The sequence below is a fragment of the Acinetobacter sp. ANC 3882 genome (assembly GCF_022549545.1).
Taxonomy (GTDB): Bacteria; Pseudomonadota; Gammaproteobacteria; order Pseudomonadales; family Moraxellaceae; genus Acinetobacter.
The window spans coordinates 528,946-552,609 of sequence record NZ_JAKZGB010000001.1 but is presented as its reverse complement, the minus strand read 5'-3'; the positions used below and the strand labels follow the sequence as shown (position 1 = coordinate 552,609).

Here is a 23,664-nt window from a genome sequence, read left to right as displayed (position 1 = left end):
AGACAAAGAGAAAATTGTAGTAAAACTGAATAATTGCAATGGTTTTTAATGAAAATGCATATAAGTAAAAGTGATAAATAAGTACCTTAATGTGAAATATTCTGTTTTAATCATTAATAGTGTGATTTTATTCACATTGTTGCTATTTTGGCAAAATTTTATTACGTGGTATCGTCTAGCGGAGTCAATTGGGATGTTTTATTGTTTAAAAATACTAAACAATAAAATTAAGTGGTTAATATATTTAATGAATATGAAAAAGTTGAAAAAAAGATTGCGCTTTAGAAGAAAGCATATATAATAAGAAACAAGACAGAACGATCTGTCTCCATAAGAAGGATCGGAAGTGCGAAAGTACAACCGCCAGAGGGTAATAATATTTATTATTCTTTTTATACTCAGACGCAAGCGTGAGCCACAATAATAACTATAAATCACGCTTTATTTTTTTATTCAATGCTATCTAAATTCTAACTCTTTTAAAAAATCCCTTTACGCTTAAAGGGATATCTCGTATTTATGCTATTGCTTTTTCAAAGTTAATTAAATGTTCAACACGTTTCCAATACTCATCCATCTCGACAGAGTGCTTGTTTACATGTGCTTGAATCGTCATGCCATCCAAAATGCTCACAATCAAAGTTGCAAGATGGGTTGGGTTACGAATATCAAGATTTTTAAGTAAATTTTCGATTAAAGCAGTTAACCATATTTTATATTGGGTCGCAGGCTGCAATGTAGAAGGATAGATTTTGATGACTTCTTCTAATGCTTTCTGAAACATACAACCATTAAAATCTTCACTGTTAAACCAAGCAGCGTACCAGCCAAAAATTGCTTTGAGTTGACCAAGATGATCATCTTCATCACACTCGGCCAAAGTTGCATTGAGTGAAGTTTGAAGATTGGTGTTCCGTTGTATCAAGCATTCTTCAATTAATTTTTCCTTTGATGGAAAGTATTTGTAGAACGTCATTTTTGCAACACCAGATTCACTAATGATCCGATCAACACCAATTGAATTATAGCTATGCGAATTAAAAAGTCTTAATGCAGTGCTAATAATATCTTCTTTTTTTGACATACAACGCCTCGAGTTCGCCCATCGCCAAGAGCATCATGTTGCATTTCATTATGCAATTTTGGCAGGGATTTTACATGGTATTTTGAAAATATCATAGGGGGAAATAATATTATTTATTTAAATGATTCTTTAATTCATATTTTCAAGTGTAGATGGTGAAATAATATTTTATGACTATAGAAAATAACTATTAATTAAATCTTAAAATACAATAAAAGCGTGTGGAGATTTAAGCTGACTTTATTGGTGATTATTCATCTAATTGTTTTCAAAGGATAACTCATTTTTATCCATATTTTATTTAATAATGCTCTTTATATTGAGATTTATTCTTATTTGTTAGTTTGTGTATATTAAAACAATGCGATATTTTTGAAATTTGACTCTGGAATTTATTTTCAATATAAGTCAAAGACTAAAAGTCAGTTATTTATAGTTAAAATAAATAACTGACTTTAATCACATAATTTTCTGTTTTAAGATTTACTTGGCAAGGTTGCGATGAGTTTTACAAAGTTATGGTAAAGCATTGATTGTTGGCTTGGTGTGTAGACTGAGCGCTTAATGTTACCTTTATCTGTTTCAATTGAAAGCTCAACATTTTTTGCTTTATCTAGTTCATAAAGGAATGTACTTGGAAGGACAAAGCTATTTGATGAGCGTCTAGGAATGAGTCGATTAATGTTTTTTTGTTCTGTTGGACCCACTGGTTTATAAGCAAAGGCTTTTCCATCTACTAAGAAAGTAATGCCTTTGATGTCATAGTAGTCATAACTACTGTTGAGCACCGTTTCTACGCTTAATTGCGCTTTGTGTTGCTTGTCCCATTCAACAAAAACATTGGGGCAGAGTTCGTTTGTTTTACAGGTCAACGAACCTGCGGTTGCTAGATTGTCTGTTGAAGGTGCAGATGAGTCTGGTACGGTTGAGCAACCACTCATAACAATACAAAGGCTAAGTAAACATAAAGTTTTATTCATCTTTCAACTCTCTAGGATGTATTCAATATTTCAGTGTTAATGATGTAATTGTGGGCCAAGAAATTCAAATGGTTTGGCGAGCTTAAATTGACTTGTTGCATCACCTGCAAAGGTATTTTGTTGATCTTTACCTAGATCAAGTTTACGCGTTAAACCATCCTTAAAGTTAATTTTCTTTAAATCTACCCAAAATACGTTGGGTGAAACTGCTGATTCAAAGAAATAGAGCTGTTGTTTGTGATCAGCAACAGTTCTCCAACGCGTCGATGAGATATTTGGTTCTTCTGCAGTATTCAAGCCATAGGGTACAGATGCATTACGAATTACACTAAAAACAGAAGCTAAGGCATCTTTAGGATTGTCATTTTTAGGAATGGCATTGATATAAAATGATGCGCGGGCAAATCGATCAGCAGCTCGATTAGTGCCAGGTAGCATCACAGTTCCACCAATTTGTTGCCAATAGGTATTGAGCGCAAGTTGTTGATCAAATATGGGCGAGTTGGTCATGACTTGATATTTCTTATCATGATGAATAACTTGTTTGCCACCAATGTATTCAATAATGGCACTGTCGCCCGTTTTATCTGAAATCGAGAGATGTAACGTTGCGAGTCGTTGTTCACCAGGCACACTGTCGGTAATCAGATCAAAAGGTTCTTTTTCTAAAGCACTGACCGCTTCAGAAACGGTTGCGTAATTATCAAGTACGTATTGTGCCCAAGCGGAAATGCTCAACTGTGGTTTATTCGATTTTTTTATATCTGGATATTGAGATTCGACCAGCCATAACACGTTGGCGACCAGACCGGCTTCATTCATCCCGTCGGTTGTCGAGATGTCATAACCCGTGGCAATCACGCTGCCATACTTGGCTTTCCATTTCAGCGATTTTGGTCCGGCATTACTATCCCGTACAACACCGCTTGGTAGTATCCAGAGATTTGTGGCGACATCGACTTTCCAATCCATCGATCGTGCAGTAATGATATGGTCGTTATTACCTAAATAGACTGCACGCGTGCAGGCATGGCTGGTTTGTAGTACTAAAGATGAAGTGAGAAATGAAAGGCATAAGATTTTTTTAAACACAAGTCAGTCTCCAAGTTGTTATATCAAGTTGATTTCTATCTGATGTTTTTGTAATGAATTAGATTTAGTCTATTTTAAAAAAATTCTTATTCAAGAATTAAAATGTAATCATTATAAAAAGTAGGGATTTAATTTTATCATTAATTCTATAACAAAATTATGCCTGTGATTGGAAATGATTCCAATCACAGGCATAAAAAATTGACGATAGATCACTTAATTTGGGGGTAATAACATCAAAATTGCGTTGTTTAGCAATAGCGCGATATCTTCCAGAACCTCAGTGTCATTAAAGCGTTCGTCCAGTAGGAGGCTTTCTCCATCTGCAATCTGCTTCAAAAAAGGAATAAATGTTTCAGATACACACACGGTATCGCCATTTGCCCAAAACTCTAGCGACTGGTCTTGTTTTCTGTAAAGCAATCTTGAAGCGGGCTCTAAAATAATTTGGTAATCAGCGCCAATCACTTCGGCTACATCATTGCCATCCACTTCTTCAGGTTCAGGAATGTTGTTTGGATAACTTGCTTCGCTCATATAGGCCATGATTGCTGCATCAAATTCAGGCGCTTGCGTGAGGTAGTCTAATAATTGAGTTTTTAGGTAAGCAAATTCAGTGCTATTCATTTCACCCAAATGTGCAGTCTGTTGACGCACGATATCGAGCAATGGATTTTTGAGTGAGGTATTTTCTGAAAATTTATCACTGACTTGATCAATCATTTCTGACAGGTTTGGCATACGGAAGCCAAAGGAGAAGGTCAAGCAATCATCTTCTGCTACGCCATAATGTGCGAGGCCAGGCGGTACATAAAGTAAATCACCAGGTACAAGCACTTCATCAAATTGTACATCTATTTCAGGCAAGAGCTTTAATGGCTGGTCAGGAATGAATTGAGTTGATTCATCACACATTTGACCTAACTGCCAACGACGGTGGCCGTGACCTTGTACCAAGAACACATCATAAAAATCGAAGTGTTTCCCAACTGAACCGCCTTGAGGTGCATAAGACACCATGATGTCGTCACGACGCCATTGCGGAATAAAAGGAAACTTTTTCCACAGTTCAGCAATATCAAATGAATAATGATCTACTGCTTGAATCAGTAGCGTCCAGAGGTTGGGTAGTTTTTGGAAATCACCTTTGGTCAGTGGTGATGACTTTACATGCCATTCGTTTGGATTTTTATTTTTTTGACGGATTAAGCGGGCAGTCACGTGTTCTTCTAAAGCCAATTCCTGAACATCGGTTGGCTCCAATAAGCCAATAATTTCTGGCATCGCATTACGGACCAATAATGGCTTTTTCTGCCAATATTCATTAAGAAACTGTTCTGCGGTAATGCCGCCGAGTACCGCTAAAGATTGAGACATGGGAAATGAAACCAACAACATATAAATTGGTGCGTATTGTCACTTGAGTTGAATGTTGGCGCAAGTCTTGTGTAAAAGTGATGAAATACTTAGAAATCACCATTAAAAGTAATGGAATGTATTTAATCTTGATCAATTAGATGCGTATTCGTTCACAGCCTTTCAAAAAAACAGTATCCTTAAGATGCAAAAAGGAGCATACATGTATCAAGTACTGGCAAGAAAATACCGTCCACGTAATTTCAATGAGTTAGTGGGGCAAAACCATGTTTCTCGTGCTTTAACCAGCGCGCTAGAACGCGGTCGTTTGCATCATGCTTATTTGTTTACGGGAACGCGTGGTGTCGGAAAAACCACGATTGCCCGTATTTTAGCCAAATGCTTAAACTGTGAAACGGGTGTTACTTCGACGCCGTGTGAGGTGTGTGCTACCTGTAAGGCGGTAAATGAAGGTCGTTTTATTGATTTAATTGAAATTGATGCGGCATCACGAACCAAAGTTGAAGATACTCGTGAGCTACTCGACAATGTTCCTTATGCACCGACTCAAGGCCGTTTTAAAGTCTACCTGATCGATGAAGTGCACATGCTTTCAACGCATTCATTCAATGCATTGTTAAAGACATTGGAAGAGCCGCCTGAGCATGTCAAATTCCTGTTTGCGACCACTGATCCACAAAAATTACCAATCACCGTGATTTCACGTTGCTTGCAATTTACCTTGCGTCCGTTGGCAGTTGATGAAATTACTGAGCATTTGACTGCGATTTTAACGAAAGAATATATTGACGCTGATCAAAATGCGATTTGGCAAATTGCTGAGTCTGCACAGGGTTCATTGCGTGATGCCTTATCTTTAACGGATCAAGCGATTGCCTATGGTCAGGGGGCAGTACATCATCAAGATGTCAAAGATATGTTGGGGCTGATTGACCGAACCATTATTTATGATTTGATTTTAGCAATTCATCAAAATCAGCAAGCCCATGTCAGCCAGTTATTGTTGCAATTTAGACAGCAAGCTTTAGATGTTTCCTTAGTACTAGATCAACTGGTTTCAACTTTGCATGAATTGGCGCTGTTGCAGTATTTACCTGATCTTGCTTTGAAATATAGTGAAGAAATTAATCAGAAAATTCTGCAACTATCAAAACTTATTTCTGCTCAGGATTTACAGCTTTATTATCAAATTGCTTGTAAAGGGCGTACTGAGTTGCAACTTGCTGTGACTCAGGAGCAAGGCTTTGAAATGACGGTCTTGCGTTTATTGGCATTTAGACCAATGACCCTCAATGAGGTCACTGTCAACGCAGCAGCTGTAACGCAAATTGCAACCAGCAGTATTCAACCAGCCGCTCAAAACACGGCTTTAGAAAGTCAGCTTGCGGTCCAACAAGAAACCGTTATGGTTGAACCTGAACCTGAACCTGAACCTGAACCTGAACCTGAACCTGAACCTGAACCTGAACCTGAACCTGAACCTGAACCTGAACCTGAACCTGAACCTGTTGCGCAAAATCCAGATAGCAGCTTGATGGTGTTCGATGCAGAAGATGGGCAGTTGATTGGATTTGACGTGTCAGCATCAGCTGAAACAGTTCAATCGAGCATTACAGATTCGGATGAGGTTTTAATTTTCCCTGTTGAGCAGCATCTTGAAACACCAATCCAAATAGATGATCTGCATCTTGAACATCAACCAGCAGCGACACCTGAACAACTTGTTCCAGTCCTTGATGGGCAGCTTGTAGAAACAGTTGTCGAATCACCAGCCATCGCGGTTTCTTCTCCTCAAGAAGAGTCAAGTAGCTTGATGCCTCAAGACATTCTAAAGTTGCCTGAGCAGACATTAGAAGGTGAGTGGAATCTGGAAAAATGGGAATACTGGTTTAGAACCAGTCAGCTTTCACCCGCTGTGCAAGAGTTAGCACAGCACGGTATTATGCAAGGGCAAATTAATGGTGCTTCCGTATTCCATATTCCACAAGAATACGAAGGCATGCTGTCACAATTACAGCATGGCTTAGAAGAGGCCTTAAAATTACAATGGTCGAATACGCAATTTGATGTGCAGTATGGTGAAGTGAGTTCAAGTACACCATTGATCATGCAAAATGCACGTAAGCAAAAAGCCTTTAATCGCGCAGTGGAATTGCTACATCAGGAACCGACGATCAAGAGTCTGGTTGAAACCTTTGACGCAGAACTTCATCAGGTTCAATTAAAACCTTGATTGGTAAAAGAAAGGCAAAGTTTTTATCTTTGCCTTTCTTGTTTAGTCGATCAATAAATACTGACTCAATACATCCCGCATTGATTGTGGGATGGCGATACTTTTTCGATTTTCTCGATCAACAAATACATGCACAAAATGTCCTTGAGCGGCTGCATTGGGCTGATCTTGTTTAAAAATTGCCAACTCGTATCGGAGTGATGAATTGCCAATTTTACCAATGGCTACGCCGACCTCGACCACTTCTGGAAAGGACAATTCCTGTAAGAAACTGCAAGCTGAATCCACCACTAAACCAATGATTTCACTGTTGTGAATATCAAATCCTGTTTTCTGAATCAGTAAGGAATTGGCAGCAGTATCAAAATAGCTATAGTAGGTCACGTTGTTGACATGACCATAGATATCATTGTCTGCCCAACGTGTTTGGATGGGGAAAAGGAACTTGAATTGTTCACGTCTTTTTAAGGTTGGTTTGGTCATGCATAAATCGCCTGATAAATCTGTAAAGCATCTTGCTCAGTCATTTCTCTTGGGTTGTTTTGCAACAGTCGGGTTTGCAGCATGGCATCCTTTGCCAGTTGAGGAAGTTTTGCTTCTGGAATATCCAAATCCTTTAATTTTAAGGTTAAACCACTTTGATCCAAATGGTTTTGCATATGGTCAATAAATAGGTCACATAAGCCATCGGTACAACCTGTGCTACGTGGATCCAACAATTGCATTAACTCAGCATAATGTTGTTTGGCTTTGGGCGCATTAAACTTTAACACTTCAACCAGCACCAAAGCATTGGTATGTCCGTGTGAAAGATGAAAATGTCCACCTAGCGGATAAGCGAGGGCATGTACTGCGCCAACAGGTGCATTGGCAAAAGCTTGACCTGCAAGCATCGACCCAACCAACATATTTTGACGTGCTTCTAAATCAGCACCGTTTTTGAGTACTTTAGCCAGATTATGATTGAGTAGGATCAAGGCATTTTTAGCCAGCATATCCGCATAAAAGTTCTTTTTGATATTTGAGGTATAAGCTTCAATTGCATGAACCATCGCATCAATGCCTGTTGCTGCCGTGATATGTGCAGGCAAGCCTTGGGTAAAAGTTGCATCTAAAATTGCCACATCCGCATATAAAAAAGGAGAAACTACACCCATTTTAGTGGTTGCACCTGTGGTTACAATCGAAATTGGGGTAACTTCTGAACCCGTTCCAGCGGTTGTTGGGATGAGAATCAACGGTAAGCGTGGTGTTTGAGCTTGATTCACGCCGTAGATTTCACTCAGGCTTTGCTGTTGTTTAGGGTGAGCAAGCAGCGCGATGATCTTGGCAACATCCATAGAACTGCCACCACCAAAACCAATAATCACATCGATGTTTTCTTGCTTCGCAAAATCAACGGCTTCGAGCACAATGTGTTCAGGAGGATCGGCTTGAATATCCGAGTAAATAATACTGTTGAGATTGATCTGCTCTAAAATCTTTAAGATTGGCTGGTGTAGTTGATGCTGGATCATGCCTGCATCTGTTACGATCAGTGCCTTATGATAATTTTGTTGTGTTAAAACACTTTTAAGTTCTTGTATCGAACCTAGTCCCGAAATGATGTTTGGAACAGTTTGAAATTGAAACGGCTTCATACATACATCCTTATTTTTCATAATAAATACAACATTTTTATATCAAGTGACTGTCGGTATCACTGCTTCAATAAATTAACATAAGATACTCTTAAACGTGTAACTTTGAGGTGATTATGCTATCCAAATCATCCTATAAGCTGTTGGGTTTTTAACCTATTTATCTTTTTGAAATTATTGTATTTTATAGTGCGATTAATGGAATTTATCGCAAAAACAGCAAGTTTAGAACTCAATGGAAACGATAATCTAAGCTGTAGTTTTATCGCCACTTTTTATGTCACTTCTGCAAATGCGAGTGTGATACCAACATTTGTATCGTTGCAGATGATTTTGTCCTAGATTTATGCGCTTGCCGAAGGTCACAATATTTGCAGAAGCTTTAATTTCTTATAGAAAAGTGGCTCATAAGATGATCGATCATTGAAAAGTTATTCATCAGGATCATCTTTTAAATAGAATTTACGTAAATCAATTCGTCAATGCAGTTTATGATGCTGTTATAGAGTTGAAATCAAGAACAAAGAAGAGGGTTTAAAGCTCATCGAAAGGTAGGCTTGTTTGTTGTCTTGTTATTTTCACAATAGTTTGCTTTGATGGTTATTCAATTTAATAGGAACTCATCATGAAAGAAGCAATAGAACAATATCGCCAAGAACGAGCAACATTAGAAAATGAGATTTCAGATTTCCTTGAGAAGAAATTTGCTGAGTTCAAAGAAAAGACGGGTGCAGAAGTCATTCACCTTGAGGTAGAGTTTGATTCAACTGATGATGAAGACGCAGAATTCTTTATTTCGAGCGTGTTCATCGGAACTGACCTGTAACAAAGTGAAGAATGATGACCTCCTTCGGGAGGTTTTCTTTTGATTGTTTATTTACGTTACTTGTGAAGTAAATAAACATGTAGCTGGATACATCATTAAGCGTCACAAGTAGGAGTTATGATTCAGTGGAATAATTATAAGTTTTTGTTTTTAATATTTAATTTGAAATATTTGTGTAGAAATATTAAAATATACACTTGTCTTTATTTATTTTGTGTTGAGTATTTTTGATGAAAAAAATATTAATTCTTCTTATAAGTACGGTAATTTGTGGTTCGGTGTATAGCGAAGATGATATCTTCAAAAAAGATAAATCACTTTTAATTCTAGATAATGATGCACCTCACTACGAGATTGAAAGTAGTGAACAGGTTGATTTTTTTGAGTCATTTAAACAACAAGAGCAAGATCGCATAAATCAACGCAATTATGATTTAGAGCAACAACAGCAAATTCAAGCGAATACCTCCAATATGAGCCCACATGATAAATCTCAATATTTTCTGGAACATCGGCATTTTGATGCTTTGAATGCACAAGGTCATGAGCAACAGTTCAACTCAATGCTGAAGGCGAAAAATAGAGGTTTAATTTCAGAAAAGGACTATCAGCAAAAAATTGTGAAGCAAGGCCCATTGCCATTAGAGCAAAGAAGTAATCAACTTAGATTTTCAATCCCTATTGGTGAATGAGAGAGTTTATGACTTAAGCTCATCGAAAGATGGGCTTTTTTGTTTTCTATGATAAAGTGATTTTTTTTAGGGCAGATTAACAATGAATAAATTTATTGGAGGGGCGTTAGATGAAACGGATTTTTATATTGAAAATTTTGAAGATGAAACATTCCAATTGATGAATATCGATACATTGCAGAAAGAAACATATTTAAGAACAAAGATTCATACAAATGGCTTGGTTTATACATTCTGGATTTTTGAGGGTCTTGATGAAACCCTTAAGGCAAAAAGAATAACTGCATATTTGGGTAGTGCATAGGTAAAAATTTCACTACCAAAGCATAGCTCCTTAATTTAGGCGTTAAGCTGTGATTGATAATTATATGGATTACTAAGATGCGCATTTGTATTCTCAGTGATTTGGATAGTGAAGTTGTTGCAAGCTGTGAAGCACCAATTTTGAAGCAAGAAAAATAGACTTTAGCAAATAGTCAATCTTAAATCTTTCATAGCTTAAACTTCTTAGGTGAGGTTTAACTCATCATCAGAAAGCAAAATTTCTCCTGTTAGATCGCCCGAGGCTACTAACATTGTCACTAACTATATGAGCAATATCTTCTGGTCGTGCCGCTTTACGCATGGGCGAACGTTCACGCCATAATTGATGAGCAGAAGTCTAATTTTTGTCATTGGAATATCAACTAATCCTGATGAAAGGGCATTTACCCGAATATCGGGAGCAAGTGATAGTGCAAATAGATGAGTCATATGTCGCAGAGTCAATTTTAATCATTGATAGCTCAATTGCCATATCTAGGAGATATGAGCAGGGTTTACCGTTATCGATCGACTAGCAAGTGATAAATGATTATGCCGAGCGCAATGATGTACCAGTTGGCCCACATATTTTTTGATAACTGTATTTTCGTATTGGATGACTTGCTCCTTGAACAGTTTTATACAAGGCTAAAAGTGGTATCGGTCGGGCAAAATAATGCTTTTATCGTGAAAAGGTTCACATATTTTTAAAAATAAATGACAATTTGTTTAAATTCCAAGAGGTTGAAAAATATGGAAATTGCTAAATTTGTTAAAAGCTTTAATACAGTTGGATCTTATTTGACGGCAGCCAGCATTCTGTTGGCCACGCTTATTTTGTATTTTTACTTTATCAATCCTTAAACCTTATTATCAGTTTCTTAATTGCTCCCATTAGGTCTGCTATAAATATTCAAAAAATAGGTTTTGGGGCTGTAGGCTTAAATTCAGCTGCTAATGTAGATTTTAATGTGGTGGTATACCATTCGAATGGTTCTTTCAGATTCATAGGTTTATATACCCAATCTTAGAGAAAGCCAGATTGCATCTACGATGCAAAACGCAACTTTCTTAAAAGAAAGAACGTAGTAAAAGGGGTTATATGAGTGAAGTAAACAAAGCAAAATATTTTTGAAATTAAGGATAAAAATGAGTGACTATATAAGTGTTAATAAGAATGCTTGGAATTTAAAAACAAATGCGCATATCAAGAGCGAGTTCTATGACAATATTTCCTTTCTAAAAGGAAGAAACACTCTCAACCCGATAGAGTTGGGTATCTTAGGAGATATTTCAGGCAAATCCATATTACATTTACAATGCCATTTCGGACAAGATTCTATGTCTTTGGCTCAACTTGGAGCTCATGTTACAGCTATAGATTTTTCAGAAGAAGCTATTCAAAAAGCCAAAAAATTTAACGATGAACTAGGTTTAAATGTAGATTTTATTTGTGCCAATATTTATGAATTACCTAGTATTTTAGACAAAAAATACGATTATGTATTTACTAGTTATGGGGTTATAGGATGGTTAGAAAATTTAGATTTATGGGCTAGCGTGATATCCAACTTTTTAAAACTTGGGGGTAAATTTGTGATTGTTGAATTTCACCCAGTAATATGGATGTTTGATGATGAAGTTAAAAATATAACATATAGCTACTTCAAAAATGACCCTATAATTGAAACATCTACTGGCTCTTATGCGGATAAATCAGCAGAAATAAACTATCAAGCAATCACTTGGAATCATAGCCTGAGTGAAATAATTACAAGTTTAATCAATCATGGAATAAATATTCTCGAATTCAAAGAATATGATTACTCATCATATAATTGTTTTAGCAATATGACTAAGGAGAATGAAAAATATAGAGTTGAGCATTTTGGCAAAAATTTACCATTAATGTTTTCGATAGTAGGTGAGAAGAAGTAAAATAGCAGAGCCAGTAAACAGCTGAGGTCACTATTAAGCGTATGGTTTAGCAGCAATTATTGTGATTGCATTGGAGCACTGAGCAGTAATTATAATTAGAATGCCACGCTCTCGTAGCGAATGGATGTGAGTTTTATAACAACAGCCGTGGGCAGTATTGGGACAGATGGATGCATCATTCTATGCATGATTATGTAACCAATTAGGCGGCGGGTAAGTGTGCAATTAGGGGAGTTTTCTTTATAGCAGGCTTACCATTTTGGGTAATCATTCGTTGGGCATTCAATTACGTGAATGCCCATGGGGGCGAAACGATTTTAGATGTAGGAAAAGAACTTGAAGAAAAATTTTAAATAAAAAATCAATAAATTATTTTTGATTTAGGACGGTTTTTACTCGGATAAACTTTTTATAATATCTAAACTTATTATTTGACTTTGATGTTCTATATTTCACAAAAAACCAATGTTAAAAATAAAAGAGTAGTTTATGCACTACACAATAGCCTTTAAGGGTAATTATTTGAATAAATTAAACTTTCAAAGCGCCTGAAACATAATTTTAAAGGAGTTTGCTCATAGTAAACAACACAGTAGAAATGCTATTTGGAACTTTAACAGATACTCATATTTCAGAATGATTAAAACATTTGATTTACTTAATAATTAAATTTCTATAGGTATACTTGACCACGCTTAATTGTTTTTTAAATTTTTAATATATATGGGTGCAAGATGAAATCGTTATTGAAATCTGCCATGACAGTTGTTTTGTTTGGTTCTTCGGTGTCAGTTACTATGGCTGCGACTCTTGAACAGCAGGTCAAAACACTATCTGAACAGGGATGGCAGATTGGTGTATCTATTTTGGATATGGATGATAAGTTGATTTCTATCAATGGAGATAAACGCTTTCCACTAGACAGCACAGTAAAAGCGCTTGCTTGTGCGAATGTATTGGCGAAGGTTGATGCTAAAAAACTGAGTTTAGATCATTCAAAAACGATTCAACAAAAAGACCTCGTTACTTATTCGCCAGTTGTCAAAGATTATGTCAATAAAAAACTGACGATCAAACAAGCTTGTGAAATTACTACAGCATATAGTGATAATACGGCAGCAAACTTTGCTATTGAGGCAGGAGGAGGCCCAGTAGGTCTTACCTCATTCATGCGTTCAATTGGTGATGAGGTTACAAGATCAGATAGATTTGAACCAGATCTGGTCATTAATCCCGAAGGTGATATCCGCGATACAACCACTCCCAATGCGATGAATGCCAGTATGAAAAAGTTATTGGTGGGTAATGTGCTATCTAAAAGCTCAAAAGAGCAATTAAAAGAATGGATGATAGGAAATAAAGTTGCAGACAATATGTTAAGAGCTGCTTTACCTCAAGGATGGAAAATCGCAGATCGTACTGGTGCCAGTGATTATGGCATTAGAGGTTTAACTTCAATGGTATGGTCGGAAACTCATGCACCTGTATTTATCAGCATTTATGTGAGAAAAAGTGAGACTTCTCTAGATGAGCGTTCAGAAGTGATTAAACTTTTAAGTGATCATATTGTAAAAGAGCATTTGACTAAATAAACACGAATGTTGATTCGATCAGTTAGATAGCCCTCATTAGAGGGCTATTTATTACAAGGAGCCAAACATAAAGGACGTGAGTGCTTTGAATCGTCCGCTTCCATTTTTCGTATTCATTATCCAATCTAAATAAATAATAATCATTCTTAATTGTTGATTGATAACGCTTATCATTCATGTTAACTTTTGTTCCGAAATTTTGCTGCCGTGTAACAAGGAATTAAAGCAGCAGAACAATCTCCTACAGCACATTGGTTATTATGGAATTTTCTTATGTACAACTCTCCCTCTAGAAAAGCCTTCAAAGTTCATCCTTTAGCCCTTTCTATCGCTTTAGCAGTTCCTTCTATTGTTCATGCAGAACAGGCAACTGAAACAGCAACATTAGCGACGATAAAAGTACAAGCAGAACAGAAAAATCCAGCTGTAACAGAAGGTTCAGAAAGCTATACGGCAAAAAGCACGAGTACATCAACAAAATTAAATTTATCGCTTCGTGATACTCCACAATCGGTCAAGGTTTTTACCCGAGAATATCTGGATGATCGCAATATTGATTCTTTTCAAGATTTAACAAATAACATTACAGGGGTTTCAACATCACGTACTGATGAACGCCAATCTGTATTCGCACGTGGTTTTCAGGTCGACTATTACTTAATAGACGGTATGCCTAGTACGACGAATCTGGGAACGGGAGATCTTGATTTAGATATTTACGACCGTGTTGAAGTCGTTAAAGGATCAAGTGGCTTAATGACAGGGGCTGGTAACCCTGCAATGGCATTAAACATGGTCCGCAAGCATGCAAATGCCAAAGAACTTACGGGGAGCCTCAGTACGTCGTTAGGTTCTTGGAATGAATGGAGTAGCTCCGCTGATGTTTCTGCTCCGCTTAACGCAGATGGTTCATTACGTGGACGTGTGTTTGTAAAACATTCTGATGAAAAATCTTTTATGGATTTTTATGAGAAAGAACGAAATGTATTTTACGGTGCCGTTGATTATGATCTCAGTGACAAAACAAGCATGTCATTGGGCGCAACCTATCAAGAGTTAAATCGTGATGGTATTCGTTGGGGTGGTACACCAGCATTTTATACAGATGGAACACGCACTAACTTTTCTAGAAGTCTTACTGTAACGGCACCTTGGACCTATTGGAATGTTAATACATCGGCTGTATTTGCTAATTTAAAGCAAAATTTATTCAATGACGTTAATTTCAATATCGCCTATACCTTCCGTAAAGAAGATACCGATACTATGTTGTTATACACAGGTGGACAAGTTGATAAGGCAACCAATACTAGTCCTCTGAAAAATAAGCCAGATCCAAAGACAGGTAAAATCACTGACAATGTCTCAGTGTATGGCTCTGAAGCACGAAATGAAGAGAACAATATCGATGTTTTCATCAATGCACCTTTCAAAGTCTTTAACCGTCCGCAAGAGATCATCATTGGTGGTTCTTGGAATAAAAATGAAAAGACTAAGGACATTTTTGGTGGATCAAATACGAAAAGTGAAGTTGAAAAATATTTAGGCGGGCCGCTGAATTATAACAATATGGCACAAGAGCTTCTTCGACCTGTTGTCTTAGATGGCAAAAATGCATTGAATGAAACGACGCAAACAGCGGCTTATGTAGCAGGTAAATTTCAAATACTAGATCCATTAAAAATCATTGCTGGTGCTCGTTTATCTAATTGGGAATACAAATCAGAGAACGGTGTTGGGAATCGCGAGTTTAATAATGAATTTACGCCGTATATTGGCGCAATCTACGATTTTGCCCGTGATCACTCGGTGTATGCGAGTTATACAGAGATCTTTAAACCTCAAAGCCGTAAAGACGTAAATGATCAGTATCTAGATCCAAGCTATGGTAAGAACTACGAAACGGGGATTAAAAGTGAATGGTTTGGTGGACGCTTAAATACAGCATTATCAATATTCCAAATTGAGCAAACTAACTTCGCAGAAGCAATACCAGGTGAATTTGTTATTCGTAATGGTGTGCGTACAACCGAGCAAGCTTATCGTGGTGTAGATGGTGTTGAAAGTAAGGGCTTTGAGTTTGAAGCTGATGGTGAAATCAACGAAAACTGGGGGATCAATTTCGGAATTGCTAACTTTGAAGCAAAAGATGCGAAAGGGGTAAAAGTTAATACGACAAACTCTAGAACGACTTCTAATTTATTTGTGAAATATAAGTTGGATCAATGGAGTGCAGGCGTAGGTTTAAACTATAAGAGTAAATACTATACTGGCACTGGTAGTACTCGTATTGATCAGGACGCTTATGTGCTCGCGAGTGCGATGGTGGGCTATCAGGTCGATAAGAATATTAAACTTCAATTGAATATCGATAATATATTTGATGAGAAGTATTATGACGGTATCGGTGCAAACTCAATGAACTGGGCTGCACCTCGTAATGCAACTGTGAGCGTACGTTATAACTTCTAAATACACACTATAATTGAATGTTTAAAGCCCTCTGATGAGGGCTTTATTTTTTGATGAGTACAATTAGAGACAATCCTAAATTTCGGATAGGTACTTTTTAGATATTAGGAATTTCAGCATCTTTCGGCTTTCTCACACCCTTAACAAATCGTTCTCCCTTGGACCATACTTTTTAAAGTTTGCACGGGCATGGTTGAGTGATGGTATGTTTGCACCACCACCATAATCATGGTCTTCCGCTTGTACAGGATCATTCTCCTGGAAGCATACAGCGCAGATGTCATAGTCGCCGTTTGAAGGTTTGTTTCTGGTTAAGTAGCCACAGTATAAGCAAGGGTAGAGCATTCTGTTTTTTCATTCTTCTTCGTGGTTTCACCAGAATTTGTGTGAAAGCCTTATGAGACGTTTTTTTTAGACCAGCACCCCATCTTGCTCAATTTTTACTGCCGCTTTCCAACTTGGTAGTAAGCTCAAACGTTCTACATAGCTTTTAATATGTGGATAGTTTTCCCCTTGTTTCATATGATGAATTAAGCCGTGAAGTCCAAATCCCATCATAAAGTCTGCCCCAGTTAAACGATCGGCCACCAAAAAATTTTTATCTTTTAAATAATCATTTAAAAAACCAAAAACTTTATCAAACTCAACTTGAGTATAGTTTTCTAGAAATACTAATTTTGTACCATACTTAGTTTCTATCTGATTAAAAGTTTTTAGTAAAAATGGCACCATTGCAGAGCTTTCAGCGAAGTGAATCCATTGTAGGTAATCTGCATAAGTTGCATCGTTGATGTCTGGTGCTAGATGTGGTGCAAATCTTTGAATTAATAATTCTACTATAGCACCTGATTCCGCAATGACTTTACCTTGCCATTCAATCACAGGAGACTTTCCTAAAGGATGAATGCTTTTTAGTGACGCTGGCGCTAAATGAGCAGTTAAGTCACGGTAATAGCGTTGTAATTGGTATGGTTGTTTGATTTCTTCAAGTAACCACAAAATTCGGAAAGAACGTGATTGGTCTAAGTGATGTAATGTAATCATAGTAATTCCTGTTTTAAAACTTTATGGGCAATTTCCCCATGTTCTACGACTCAATATACACTTAAGTTTATAGCGGCTACTGATCAATTTGCTATACGGAATAAAGTTGGTTGAGAAAAGTAATGAAGATGTTACTCAGACTTTGCAGCAAAATTAGAACTCAAATACACAACATTCTTCGGCTCACCTAAAGAGATGACTTTTTGTTCATTGACCGACATGATGGAACATGTGTTTGCCAAATCACTTGTTTAAGCGGTTTTTTTATATTTAAGTATTAAGTGCTTTGATCAATTCTACTTTATTACTAACATCTAATTGCAAGTATGCTCTTTGAAGGTAGGTCCGAACAGTAGAGGGGCTTAGCCCGAGTAGCTCAGCAACCTTTTTATACGAATGACCCTGTGAAAATAGATACGCAACGCGATACTCACGTGGAGATAAGGTTAAATCTTTTTTCTTATTGATGATCTCAATACTTATATTGCCTGCCTTTTTTAAGACATTGACATTGAGTTTGCCTAGTCGAATCGTCGTAGGTGTTTTATCAAAGTGAAACAATAGCTCATTCGGGATATAAACACCTTCCCATGTTGGCCATTTAGCATAAATGATTTCACAGAGACTAGCTCCAATACTCAATATATAACCATCCTCTCTTACGAGAGCTGCATGAGACATATTGTGATTGGGCGAAAGTTCTAAAGCCTCTTGTAAGTTATAACACCAAGCTTGATTGATATGACGAACTATTTGCTCGAAAAAAGCCATATTCATGTCTGTAAATGAACTTCCACTATGGCGATATAACGTTATAAAAAAAATGTGCCCAGTAAAGGTATCTTTGATACACATGGACATTCCATGGAGCAGTTGATATTTTCGGCTGAATTGATTGAGCTGCTTTGTTTCAAACTCATATTCAAAATCGGTTGGGTAACTAAAATGGTGTACGGTATCGGATAGGTTATCTACTTCTTGAGCGAATTCATCATCAATAGCCAAAGATTTCCACTCAGTTGGGAAACACGTAGGAAGATTGATCGTCTCGGCATGATGAATACCCACCATTTTCTGATCTTTATTATGAGTGATTAGACCCCACCAGGCGGCATCAAACGATATGACATTTTTTAATTCTTCTAATGCTTCCCGAATAAATTCAGAGGCAAGCTGATCTTTAGAAATCTTGCCTAATTTCAACAAGTAATGGCCCAAGATTGCAATCGAAGTAGTACTTTGCATTTCTTCCAAGTGCTTTCCAGCCTCTACCTATTTGTTGGGTAGGAGCATACTTGAATTAAGAGAAAGTCTGCAAGAGCGTCTGCATTTGCAGATTGTTTCACACGATGAATCAATAAATAATTTGACCTAAGAGATTTTGGAAACATTAAAAATGTATCCATTCACACCATCTTATGAATATTAAATATCCCATGTAAAGGTTACATTTTTAATGAACATTATGCATAGCAGCAATCTTAAGAAAATAACGATTCTTTCTCTTTCATTGTTTGCCATACTGGGTTTGGCTGGGTGTAATGACAGCTCAGATTCCAAATCTAAAAATGTTAAATCAGAGCAGACAGTCGAAACTGCACCGTTGAAAGGTAAATTTATACCTATTTATGAAGTCGCTCGAACCAATGAAAATCGAGTCGAAGAAAATCTTTGGCGAAGTAGAAAGCTTTTGGAAGGCTACACTGCAGAGATGAATAGTTTTGTGAATATTCCTGTAGATATTAAAGTTGTGGCAAAAGAATGTAAGGAAGCAAATGCATTTTATGATAGTGAAACACAAACCATTGAATTGTGTTATGAATTAGGTGCTGAAGAAAGAAAAATGTTTACAGAAGCAGGTGATTCTGGGGATGTATTGGATACTGAACTCTATCAAAGTGCTGTCGGAACTTTATTCCATGAAGCTGGGCATGCATTGATCGATGTACTCGATTTAAAAATCACAGGTAGAGAAGAAGATGTCGCTGACCAATTAGCGGCTTATATTTTAACTTACAATGATGAAGATAAAGATTATCTTCTTACTGTTTCTGACACCTATAGTCTTGCTGCTAAGCGAGCAAAAACTTTAGATGATTTGCCTTTTTATGATTCTCATTCATTAGATGCTCAGCGCGCAGTAAATTTCCTATGCTATGTATATGGATCTGATACGAAGAACTTTCAGTACCTGATAAGTGATGACTTACTCAATAAAGAACGTTCAGAAGAATGTGAGCATGAGTACAATCAAATCGTTGAGGCTTGGGATTTCTTACTTGCACCTTATTTTAAAAAATAATTAAATAGATAAAAATGAATGTCTCTGGTGGAATGGCTTTTGGGCTATTCCACTTTTACTTTATTTAGTTTTTATTAGCTTCGTCGCTAAGCACGGCTTATCTCGACGGATTGATCGGTTGTTCACATTGTTAATTCCAAAAAAGTACATATTCATACAGAATATTCAAAAGAGATAAACACTATTTCCTTTCAAATCAAAGCATTTTTTGACAAAATAGCTGATGTCAGAATGGTCAATTCATGCATAATGACATTTAATAGTATGGCCTTTATTTTGCAGGAATTTTGCATGCAATACTTCAATCTCCTTATAAAACAAAATGTTGAGTCTTATTCCTGATGGCAACAGAATATAAGGTGTTATGTGTCTGCTTAGGAAATATTTGCCGCTCTCCAACTGCTGAGGCAATTCTCAGACATTATTGTGATGCACATGGCTTAAATGTCATGGTCGACTCTGCTGGAACAAGCAATTACCATCCCAACAAAGCACCAGATACACGCAGTCAAACCCATGCACGAAAGCGTGGTTATGATTTATCTGCGTTACGTGCCAGACAGATTGTTTTAGCAGACTTTGTGGAATTCGATTTGATCTTAGCGATGGATCATGAAAATTTCGAGGATATTCAAACGCTCATGTCACAGGCAGTACAGCAGTTTGGTACACATCAAATTCGTGCCAAATTGGCATTAATGAGTGAGCATGATCCACAGTTTAGTCAACAAGCTGTACCAGACCCTTATTATGGTGGTGCAGATGGATTTGATCGGGTACTTGATCAGTGTGAATCCAGCAGCCAAGCATGGGTCGATATTTTTAAAAAGCAAATGAAAGCAGGGCAATAGGATTTAATTTAATATGCAGCTACAAGCGCAGGTTCAGCTTAAAAACTTAAATACATTAAATTTGAATGCGATTGCTTCACATTATGTGCAGATCAATCATACAGATGATGTTATTGCGGCATTGGCATTTGCCGAACAGCAACATTTAAACGTTTTGATTCTTTCGGGGGGCAGTAATGTTTTATTGCCGCAGCAAATACACGCCTTGGTGATGCATTTAAATATTCAGGGCATTGAAGTGCTTTCTGAAGATGAAAATACCATTACCGTTAAGGTGGGTGCTGGGCAAGGGTGGCATGACTTTGTTTTGTATAGTACGCAACAGCATTGGTTTGGATTGCAAAATCTTGCTTTGATTCCAGGTTTAGTCGGTGCTTCTCCTGTGCAGAATATCGGTGCTTATGGCGTTGAAGCTGGTGAGTTTATTGAATCGGTACAAGTTTATGATCGTGAACTGAAACAGTTTGACTCAATCTTTGCCCAAGATTGCCATTTTGCTTATCGCCATAGTATTTTCAAAGATCAGCCCAATCGTTACATCATTGTGAGTGTGACCTTTAAACTATTGAAACAAGCTGAGCTTAAATTAAATTATGGTGATCTTAAGCAAGCGGTAGGTGATGAACTCACTGCAGAAAATTTACAAAATCAGGTGATACAGATACGTCAAAGTAAATTACCAGACCCTAAAGAATTTCCAAATGTGGGAAGCTTTTTTAAGAATCCAATTTTGACACAAGTTGAATTTGACAAAATTACTCAACAATTTCCAAACATACCGAATTATCCGCAGGCAAATAGCAGTGTTAAAGTGGCAGCAGGCTGGTTAATTGATCAAGCCGGCTGGAAGGGTAAGCAGCTTGGCTCAGTTGGAATGTTTCAAAAACAAGCTTTGGTGTTGGTAAATTATGCCGAGGCGACGCTAGCGGATGTACAAAATACCTATCAGGCTGTACAAAGTGATGTAAAACAAAAGTTTAGTATTCAGTTGGAACCTGAACCTGTGTTATACAGTGAACAAGGTTTAATTCAAGCGCATCGTGGGTGAAGGAATCTATGGCGAAAGTACATTGGATGGTCAGTTTAGTACGAGTAATTACCATATTATTCGTGCTATTGGGCTGTTTTGTGCTTTTTTTATATTCACCTTTTTATTCACAGTTTGTCGTAAAAGGCTTGAATCGTTTTGTCCCTGTAGACGTCAATGAAGTGGCAGCGCAAAGCCAGCGACCAGCAGCCTTGAGTGAACATGAAACACTTGAGCCAGGTTCTAATTTATGGATTGCTCGTCAAGCTTATTTAAAACTCATGGAAAAAACCTTTCAATCTGAAAAATCAGAGGATTTAAGGTTAATTCAAGCGCGCTATAAATTACTGCAACAGTTGATTGTTGAAGAGCAAGAAAAAGAAGACCAAGACGAGAAAAAGCAACCGAATATTCCATTATTGAGTGAACAGCAACCTGATCAGGAACAGGCGAGTTCTGCTGTGGTGATTAATACACCTTTGGATTTCCTACAATGGAATACACCAAGTAATCAGGCACTCATGGGCAAATATATTGCCTTTTTAGAAACTTATCCGATTGCCTTACCTGTGAGCGAAGATGACAAAGATCAGACCAATAAAGATTTGATCGAGCTAAAAAAGAACAAAGATAATGTCGTAGAGCCACAAAGTATTTCACAACCGAATGCAATTGTGGTGTTGGGTGGTGGGCTGACTCTAGGTGCTAATGGTAAAGATATTGTTGTGAACAATTACACTCGCTTGCGCTTGGAAAAAACCTTACAAGTTGAGCAGAAGTATGCTTTACCGATTGTACTGAGTGGTGTTGAAGCGCCATATATGCAAGCGTGGCTGAAAGAGCGTGGGGTAGATGCCAAATTGCTCGAAAATCGCAGCATGAACACCTGTGAAAACTCTCGGTTCAGCTCTTTATTACTGCAAAAGAAAGGTGGTGCGCCAACAGTGATTTTAATTACGGATGCGTACCATATGCCGCGTACTCGACGCTTGTTTGCCTTAAATGGAATTGAAACGATTCCAGTAGTTGCACCGATGCCAACGACGTTGACGCAATGGCGTCCAAGTGAACAAAACTATGATCATAGTCGTCGTGCGAACTATGAGATGCTGGCAACGATCCGTGATATGTTATTTGGCTCAAGTGATTGTCGAGAGATACCATAATGTCTGATATTCCATTTTTAAATCCGACAATTTTAAAACAACTAGATCTACCTGTACCCAATCGAGAGACGACGCCTCAAGTTCTTGAGCCATTGGATTTATCCACTGCAACTGAACTATCCAAACCTTTGCAAGCTTATCGTAAGCTATACGGCTTACATTTACTGGACTGTGAGCATTGGCAAGGGTATGTGGAAATGCCTTTGTTTCGTTTGCATGTGCAGGTTTTTCAGCCGAAACAACAAAAATTACAAGGCACGGTTTGTCTGCTACATGGCTATTTGGAACATAGTGGAATTTATCAGCCGATTATTAAAGAGATCCTAGATCAAGGTTTCAGTATCGTCACTTATGATCTACCTGGACATGGCTTGAGCAATGGTTCACCAGCCAGTATTCAGAATTTTGATCATTATCAGCATGTTTTACATGCCGTCTACGATGCAGTTCGTGGAGCGAAACAATTACCTAAACCATGGTTAGGCATTGGGCAAAGTACAGGTGGTGCGATTTGGATGCACCATTTACTTGAATATGCTGAGCGTCGGGAAGATCCGATTGTAGATCGAGTCTTGTTATTATCGCCATTGATCCGACCTGCAAAGACGGCATGGTGGCATAATTCAGTTGGACTCGGCATTATCCGTCGGATTAAAAGCCAAGTGCCACGACATTTCCGTCGTAATAATCACAATCCTGAGTTTTTACGTTTTGTTCGCTTAAAAGACCCATTACAGCCACGGATGATGGGCATGGACTGGATTCTGGCGATGTCTAAATGGATGCTAGAAATGGAACAGCGGCCTGCGTGTCGTATTCCAGTATGGTTGGCACAAGGGGCTTTGGATCAAACCGTAGACTGGCGTTATAACATTGAATATATCCGTCGGAAGTTTAGGTTGCAGACCTTGTTGATGTTAGAAGAAGGTTCGCATCAATTGATTAATGAGCGTGCGGATATTCGTGCTGCGCTGACGGGTTTAATTCCTGCTTTCTTACATGCAAAACCAAATCACCACTATTACTAGTGGTGATTTTTGATTTA

The 23,664-nt window shown here is 37.5% G+C and carries 20 protein-coding genes and 1 pseudogene; 12 read left to right on the top strand and 9 right to left on the bottom strand.

The window, feature by feature from the left end:
* Nucleotides 1–517 precede the first annotated feature (517 nt).
* From MMO42_RS02785 to MMO42_RS02770, 4 genes are all read right to left on the bottom strand, one after another.
* Nucleotides 518–1,084, bottom strand: a complete 567-nt coding sequence (locus tag MMO42_RS02785; RefSeq protein WP_241319185.1) for a TetR/AcrR family transcriptional regulator — start codon at nt 1,082–1,084, stop codon at nt 518–520.
* 476 nt (nt 1,085–1,560) lie between these two features.
* Nucleotides 1,561–2,064 (bottom strand): hypothetical protein, encoded by a 504-nt coding sequence (locus MMO42_RS02780; protein WP_241319184.1) that lies wholly within the window; start codon nt 2,062–2,064, stop codon nt 1,561–1,563.
* Between the two features lie 36 nt (nt 2,065–2,100).
* Nucleotides 2,101–3,156 carry a linear amide C-N hydrolase gene (locus MMO42_RS02775; protein WP_241319182.1) on the bottom strand — a complete coding sequence of 352 codons (1,056 nt, stop codon included), beginning with the start codon at nt 3,154–3,156 and terminating at the stop codon, nt 2,101–2,103.
* Nucleotides 3,157–3,372: 216 nt separating this feature from the next.
* Nucleotides 3,373–4,533, bottom strand: a complete 1,161-nt coding sequence (locus tag MMO42_RS02770) for a cupin domain-containing protein (protein WP_241319180.1) — start codon at nt 4,531–4,533, stop codon at nt 3,373–3,375.
* 202 nt (nt 4,534–4,735) lie between these two features.
* On the opposite strand from MMO42_RS02770, the gene dnaX reads away from it, so the two are divergent.
* Entirely contained in the window at nt 4,736–6,766 is a 2,031-nt protein-coding gene (dnaX, locus tag MMO42_RS02765) for a DNA polymerase III subunit gamma/tau (RefSeq protein WP_241319179.1), read from the top strand.
* A 42-nt stretch (nt 6,767–6,808) separates the two neighbouring features.
* Here the strand turns inward: dnaX and MMO42_RS02760 are convergent, their stop codons facing one another.
* Nucleotides 6,809–7,249 (bottom strand): thioesterase family protein, encoded by a 441-nt coding sequence (locus MMO42_RS02760; RefSeq protein WP_241319178.1) that lies wholly within the window; start codon nt 7,247–7,249, stop codon nt 6,809–6,811.
* Nucleotides 7,246–8,406: an iron-containing alcohol dehydrogenase gene (locus MMO42_RS02755; protein WP_241319177.1), complete on the bottom strand. Its 1,161-nt coding sequence runs from the start codon at nt 8,404–8,406 to the stop codon at nt 7,246–7,248. The genes MMO42_RS02760 and MMO42_RS02755 overlap by 4 nt, the downstream gene beginning before the upstream one ends.
* A 625-nt stretch (nt 8,407–9,031) precedes the next feature.
* Here MMO42_RS02755 and MMO42_RS02750 point away from each other — a divergent pair.
* From MMO42_RS02750 to MMO42_RS02725, 6 genes are all read left to right on the top strand, one after another.
* Complete coding sequence (locus tag MMO42_RS02750) at nt 9,032–9,232, top strand: hypothetical protein (protein WP_005152464.1); 201 nt, start codon at nt 9,032–9,034, stop codon at nt 9,230–9,232.
* Nucleotides 9,233–9,462: 230 nt separating this feature from the next.
* A complete protein-coding gene (locus MMO42_RS02745) occupies nt 9,463–9,924 on the top strand; it encodes a hypothetical protein (protein WP_241319176.1) in 462 nt (153 codons plus the stop codon).
* An 82-nt stretch (nt 9,925–10,006) separates the two neighbouring features.
* A complete protein-coding gene (locus MMO42_RS02740) occupies nt 10,007–10,228 on the top strand; it encodes a hypothetical protein (RefSeq protein ID WP_241319175.1) in 222 nt (73 codons plus the stop codon).
* 1,148 nt (nt 10,229–11,376) lie between these two features.
* Nucleotides 11,377–12,165: a class I SAM-dependent methyltransferase gene (locus MMO42_RS02735; RefSeq protein WP_241319174.1), complete on the top strand. Its 789-nt coding sequence runs from the start codon at nt 11,377–11,379 to the stop codon at nt 12,163–12,165.
* Nucleotides 12,166–12,899: 734 nt separating this feature from the next.
* Nucleotides 12,900–13,757 (top strand): class A beta-lactamase, encoded by an 858-nt coding sequence (bla, locus tag MMO42_RS02730; protein WP_241319172.1) that lies wholly within the window; start codon nt 12,900–12,902, stop codon nt 13,755–13,757.
* A gap of 273 nt (nt 13,758–14,030) precedes the next feature.
* Nucleotides 14,031–16,229, top strand: a complete 2,199-nt coding sequence (locus MMO42_RS02725; RefSeq protein WP_277603239.1) for a TonB-dependent siderophore receptor — start codon at nt 14,031–14,033, stop codon at nt 16,227–16,229.
* A 97-nt stretch (nt 16,230–16,326) separates the two neighbouring features.
* Here the strand turns inward: MMO42_RS02725 and MMO42_RS02720 are convergent.
* From MMO42_RS02720 to MMO42_RS02710, 3 genes and pseudogenes are all read right to left on the bottom strand, one after another.
* Nucleotides 16,327–16,574 (bottom strand): annotated as a pseudogene (locus MMO42_RS02720) (CPCC family cysteine-rich protein).
* A gap of 66 nt (nt 16,575–16,640) precedes the next feature.
* On the bottom strand, nt 16,641–17,273 hold the full coding sequence (locus tag MMO42_RS02715) for a glutathione S-transferase (RefSeq protein ID WP_241319170.1): 633 nt from the start codon (nt 17,271–17,273) through the stop codon (nt 16,641–16,643).
* A 270-nt stretch (nt 17,274–17,543) separates the two neighbouring features.
* Nucleotides 17,544–18,518, bottom strand: a complete 975-nt coding sequence (locus MMO42_RS02710) for a helix-turn-helix transcriptional regulator (RefSeq protein ID WP_241319579.1) — start codon at nt 18,516–18,518, stop codon at nt 17,544–17,546.
* A gap of 211 nt (nt 18,519–18,729) precedes the next feature.
* Between MMO42_RS02710 and MMO42_RS02705 the strand changes: the two genes are divergently transcribed.
* From MMO42_RS02705 to MMO42_RS02685, 5 genes are all read left to right on the top strand, one after another.
* Nucleotides 18,730–19,575: a DUF4344 domain-containing metallopeptidase gene (locus MMO42_RS02705; RefSeq protein WP_241319168.1), complete on the top strand. Its 846-nt coding sequence runs from the start codon at nt 18,730–18,732 to the stop codon at nt 19,573–19,575.
* A 341-nt stretch (nt 19,576–19,916) separates the two neighbouring features.
* The gene (locus MMO42_RS02700) at nt 19,917–20,426 is read left to right on the top strand and encodes a low molecular weight phosphotyrosine protein phosphatase (RefSeq protein WP_241319166.1); all 510 of its coding nucleotides are present in this window, start codon (nt 19,917–19,919) and stop codon (nt 20,424–20,426) included.
* A 13-nt stretch (nt 20,427–20,439) separates the two neighbouring features.
* A complete protein-coding gene (murB, locus tag MMO42_RS02695) occupies nt 20,440–21,474 on the top strand; it encodes a UDP-N-acetylmuramate dehydrogenase (RefSeq protein ID WP_241319164.1) in 1,035 nt (344 codons plus the stop codon).
* A gap of 8 nt (nt 21,475–21,482) precedes the next feature.
* Nucleotides 21,483–22,619, top strand: coding sequence for a YdcF family protein (locus MMO42_RS02690; RefSeq protein WP_241319162.1), 1,137 nt, complete (start codon nt 21,483–21,485; stop codon nt 22,617–22,619).
* Nucleotides 22,619–23,647: an alpha/beta hydrolase gene (locus MMO42_RS02685; protein WP_241319160.1), complete on the top strand. Its 1,029-nt coding sequence runs from the start codon at nt 22,619–22,621 to the stop codon at nt 23,645–23,647. Before MMO42_RS02690 ends, MMO42_RS02685 begins: the two co-directional genes overlap by 1 nt.
* Nucleotides 23,648–23,664 lie beyond the last annotated feature (17 nt).

Bases quoted from the DNA above. Each gene is read 5' to 3' on its own strand.
- MMO42_RS02785 (WP_241319185.1), bottom strand. From the start codon at position 1,084: ATGTCAAAAAAAGAAGATATTATTAGCACTGCATTAAGACTTTTTAAT.
- MMO42_RS02780 (WP_241319184.1), bottom strand. From the start codon at position 2,064: ATGAATAAAACTTTATGTTTACTTAGCCTTTGTATTGTTATGAGTGGT.
- MMO42_RS02770 (WP_241319180.1), bottom strand. From the start codon at position 4,533: ATGTCTCAATCTTTAGCGGTACTCGGCGGCATTACCGCAGAACAGTTT.
- dnaX (WP_241319179.1), top strand. From the start codon at position 4,736: ATGTATCAAGTACTGGCAAGAAAATACCGTCCACGTAATTTCAATGAG.
- MMO42_RS02760 (WP_241319178.1), bottom strand. From the start codon at position 7,249: ATGACCAAACCAACCTTAAAAAGACGTGAACAATTCAAGTTCCTTTTC.
- MMO42_RS02755 (WP_241319177.1), bottom strand. From the start codon at position 8,406: ATGAAGCCGTTTCAATTTCAAACTGTTCCAAACATCATTTCGGGACTA.
- MMO42_RS02750 (WP_005152464.1), top strand. From the start codon at position 9,032: ATGAAAGAAGCAATAGAACAATATCGCCAAGAACGAGCAACATTAGAA.
- MMO42_RS02745 (WP_241319176.1), top strand. From the start codon at position 9,463: ATGAAAAAAATATTAATTCTTCTTATAAGTACGGTAATTTGTGGTTCG.
- MMO42_RS02740 (WP_241319175.1), top strand. From the start codon at position 10,007: ATGAATAAATTTATTGGAGGGGCGTTAGATGAAACGGATTTTTATATT.
- MMO42_RS02735 (WP_241319174.1), top strand. From the start codon at position 11,377: ATGAGTGACTATATAAGTGTTAATAAGAATGCTTGGAATTTAAAAACA.
- bla (WP_241319172.1), top strand. From the start codon at position 12,900: ATGAAATCGTTATTGAAATCTGCCATGACAGTTGTTTTGTTTGGTTCT.
- MMO42_RS02725 (WP_277603239.1), top strand. From the start codon at position 14,031: ATGTACAACTCTCCCTCTAGAAAAGCCTTCAAAGTTCATCCTTTAGCC.
- MMO42_RS02715 (WP_241319170.1), bottom strand. From the start codon at position 17,273: ATGATTACATTACATCACTTAGACCAATCACGTTCTTTCCGAATTTTG.
- MMO42_RS02710 (WP_241319579.1), bottom strand. From the start codon at position 18,518: ATGCAAAGTACTACTTCGATTGCAATCTTGGGCCATTACTTGTTGAAA.
- MMO42_RS02705 (WP_241319168.1), top strand. From the start codon at position 18,730: ATGAACATTATGCATAGCAGCAATCTTAAGAAAATAACGATTCTTTCT.
- MMO42_RS02700 (WP_241319166.1), top strand. From the start codon at position 19,917: ATGGCAACAGAATATAAGGTGTTATGTGTCTGCTTAGGAAATATTTGC.
- murB (WP_241319164.1), top strand. From the start codon at position 20,440: ATGCAGCTACAAGCGCAGGTTCAGCTTAAAAACTTAAATACATTAAAT.
- MMO42_RS02690 (WP_241319162.1), top strand. From the start codon at position 21,483: ATGGCGAAAGTACATTGGATGGTCAGTTTAGTACGAGTAATTACCATA.
- MMO42_RS02685 (WP_241319160.1), top strand. From the start codon at position 22,619: ATGTCTGATATTCCATTTTTAAATCCGACAATTTTAAAACAACTAGAT.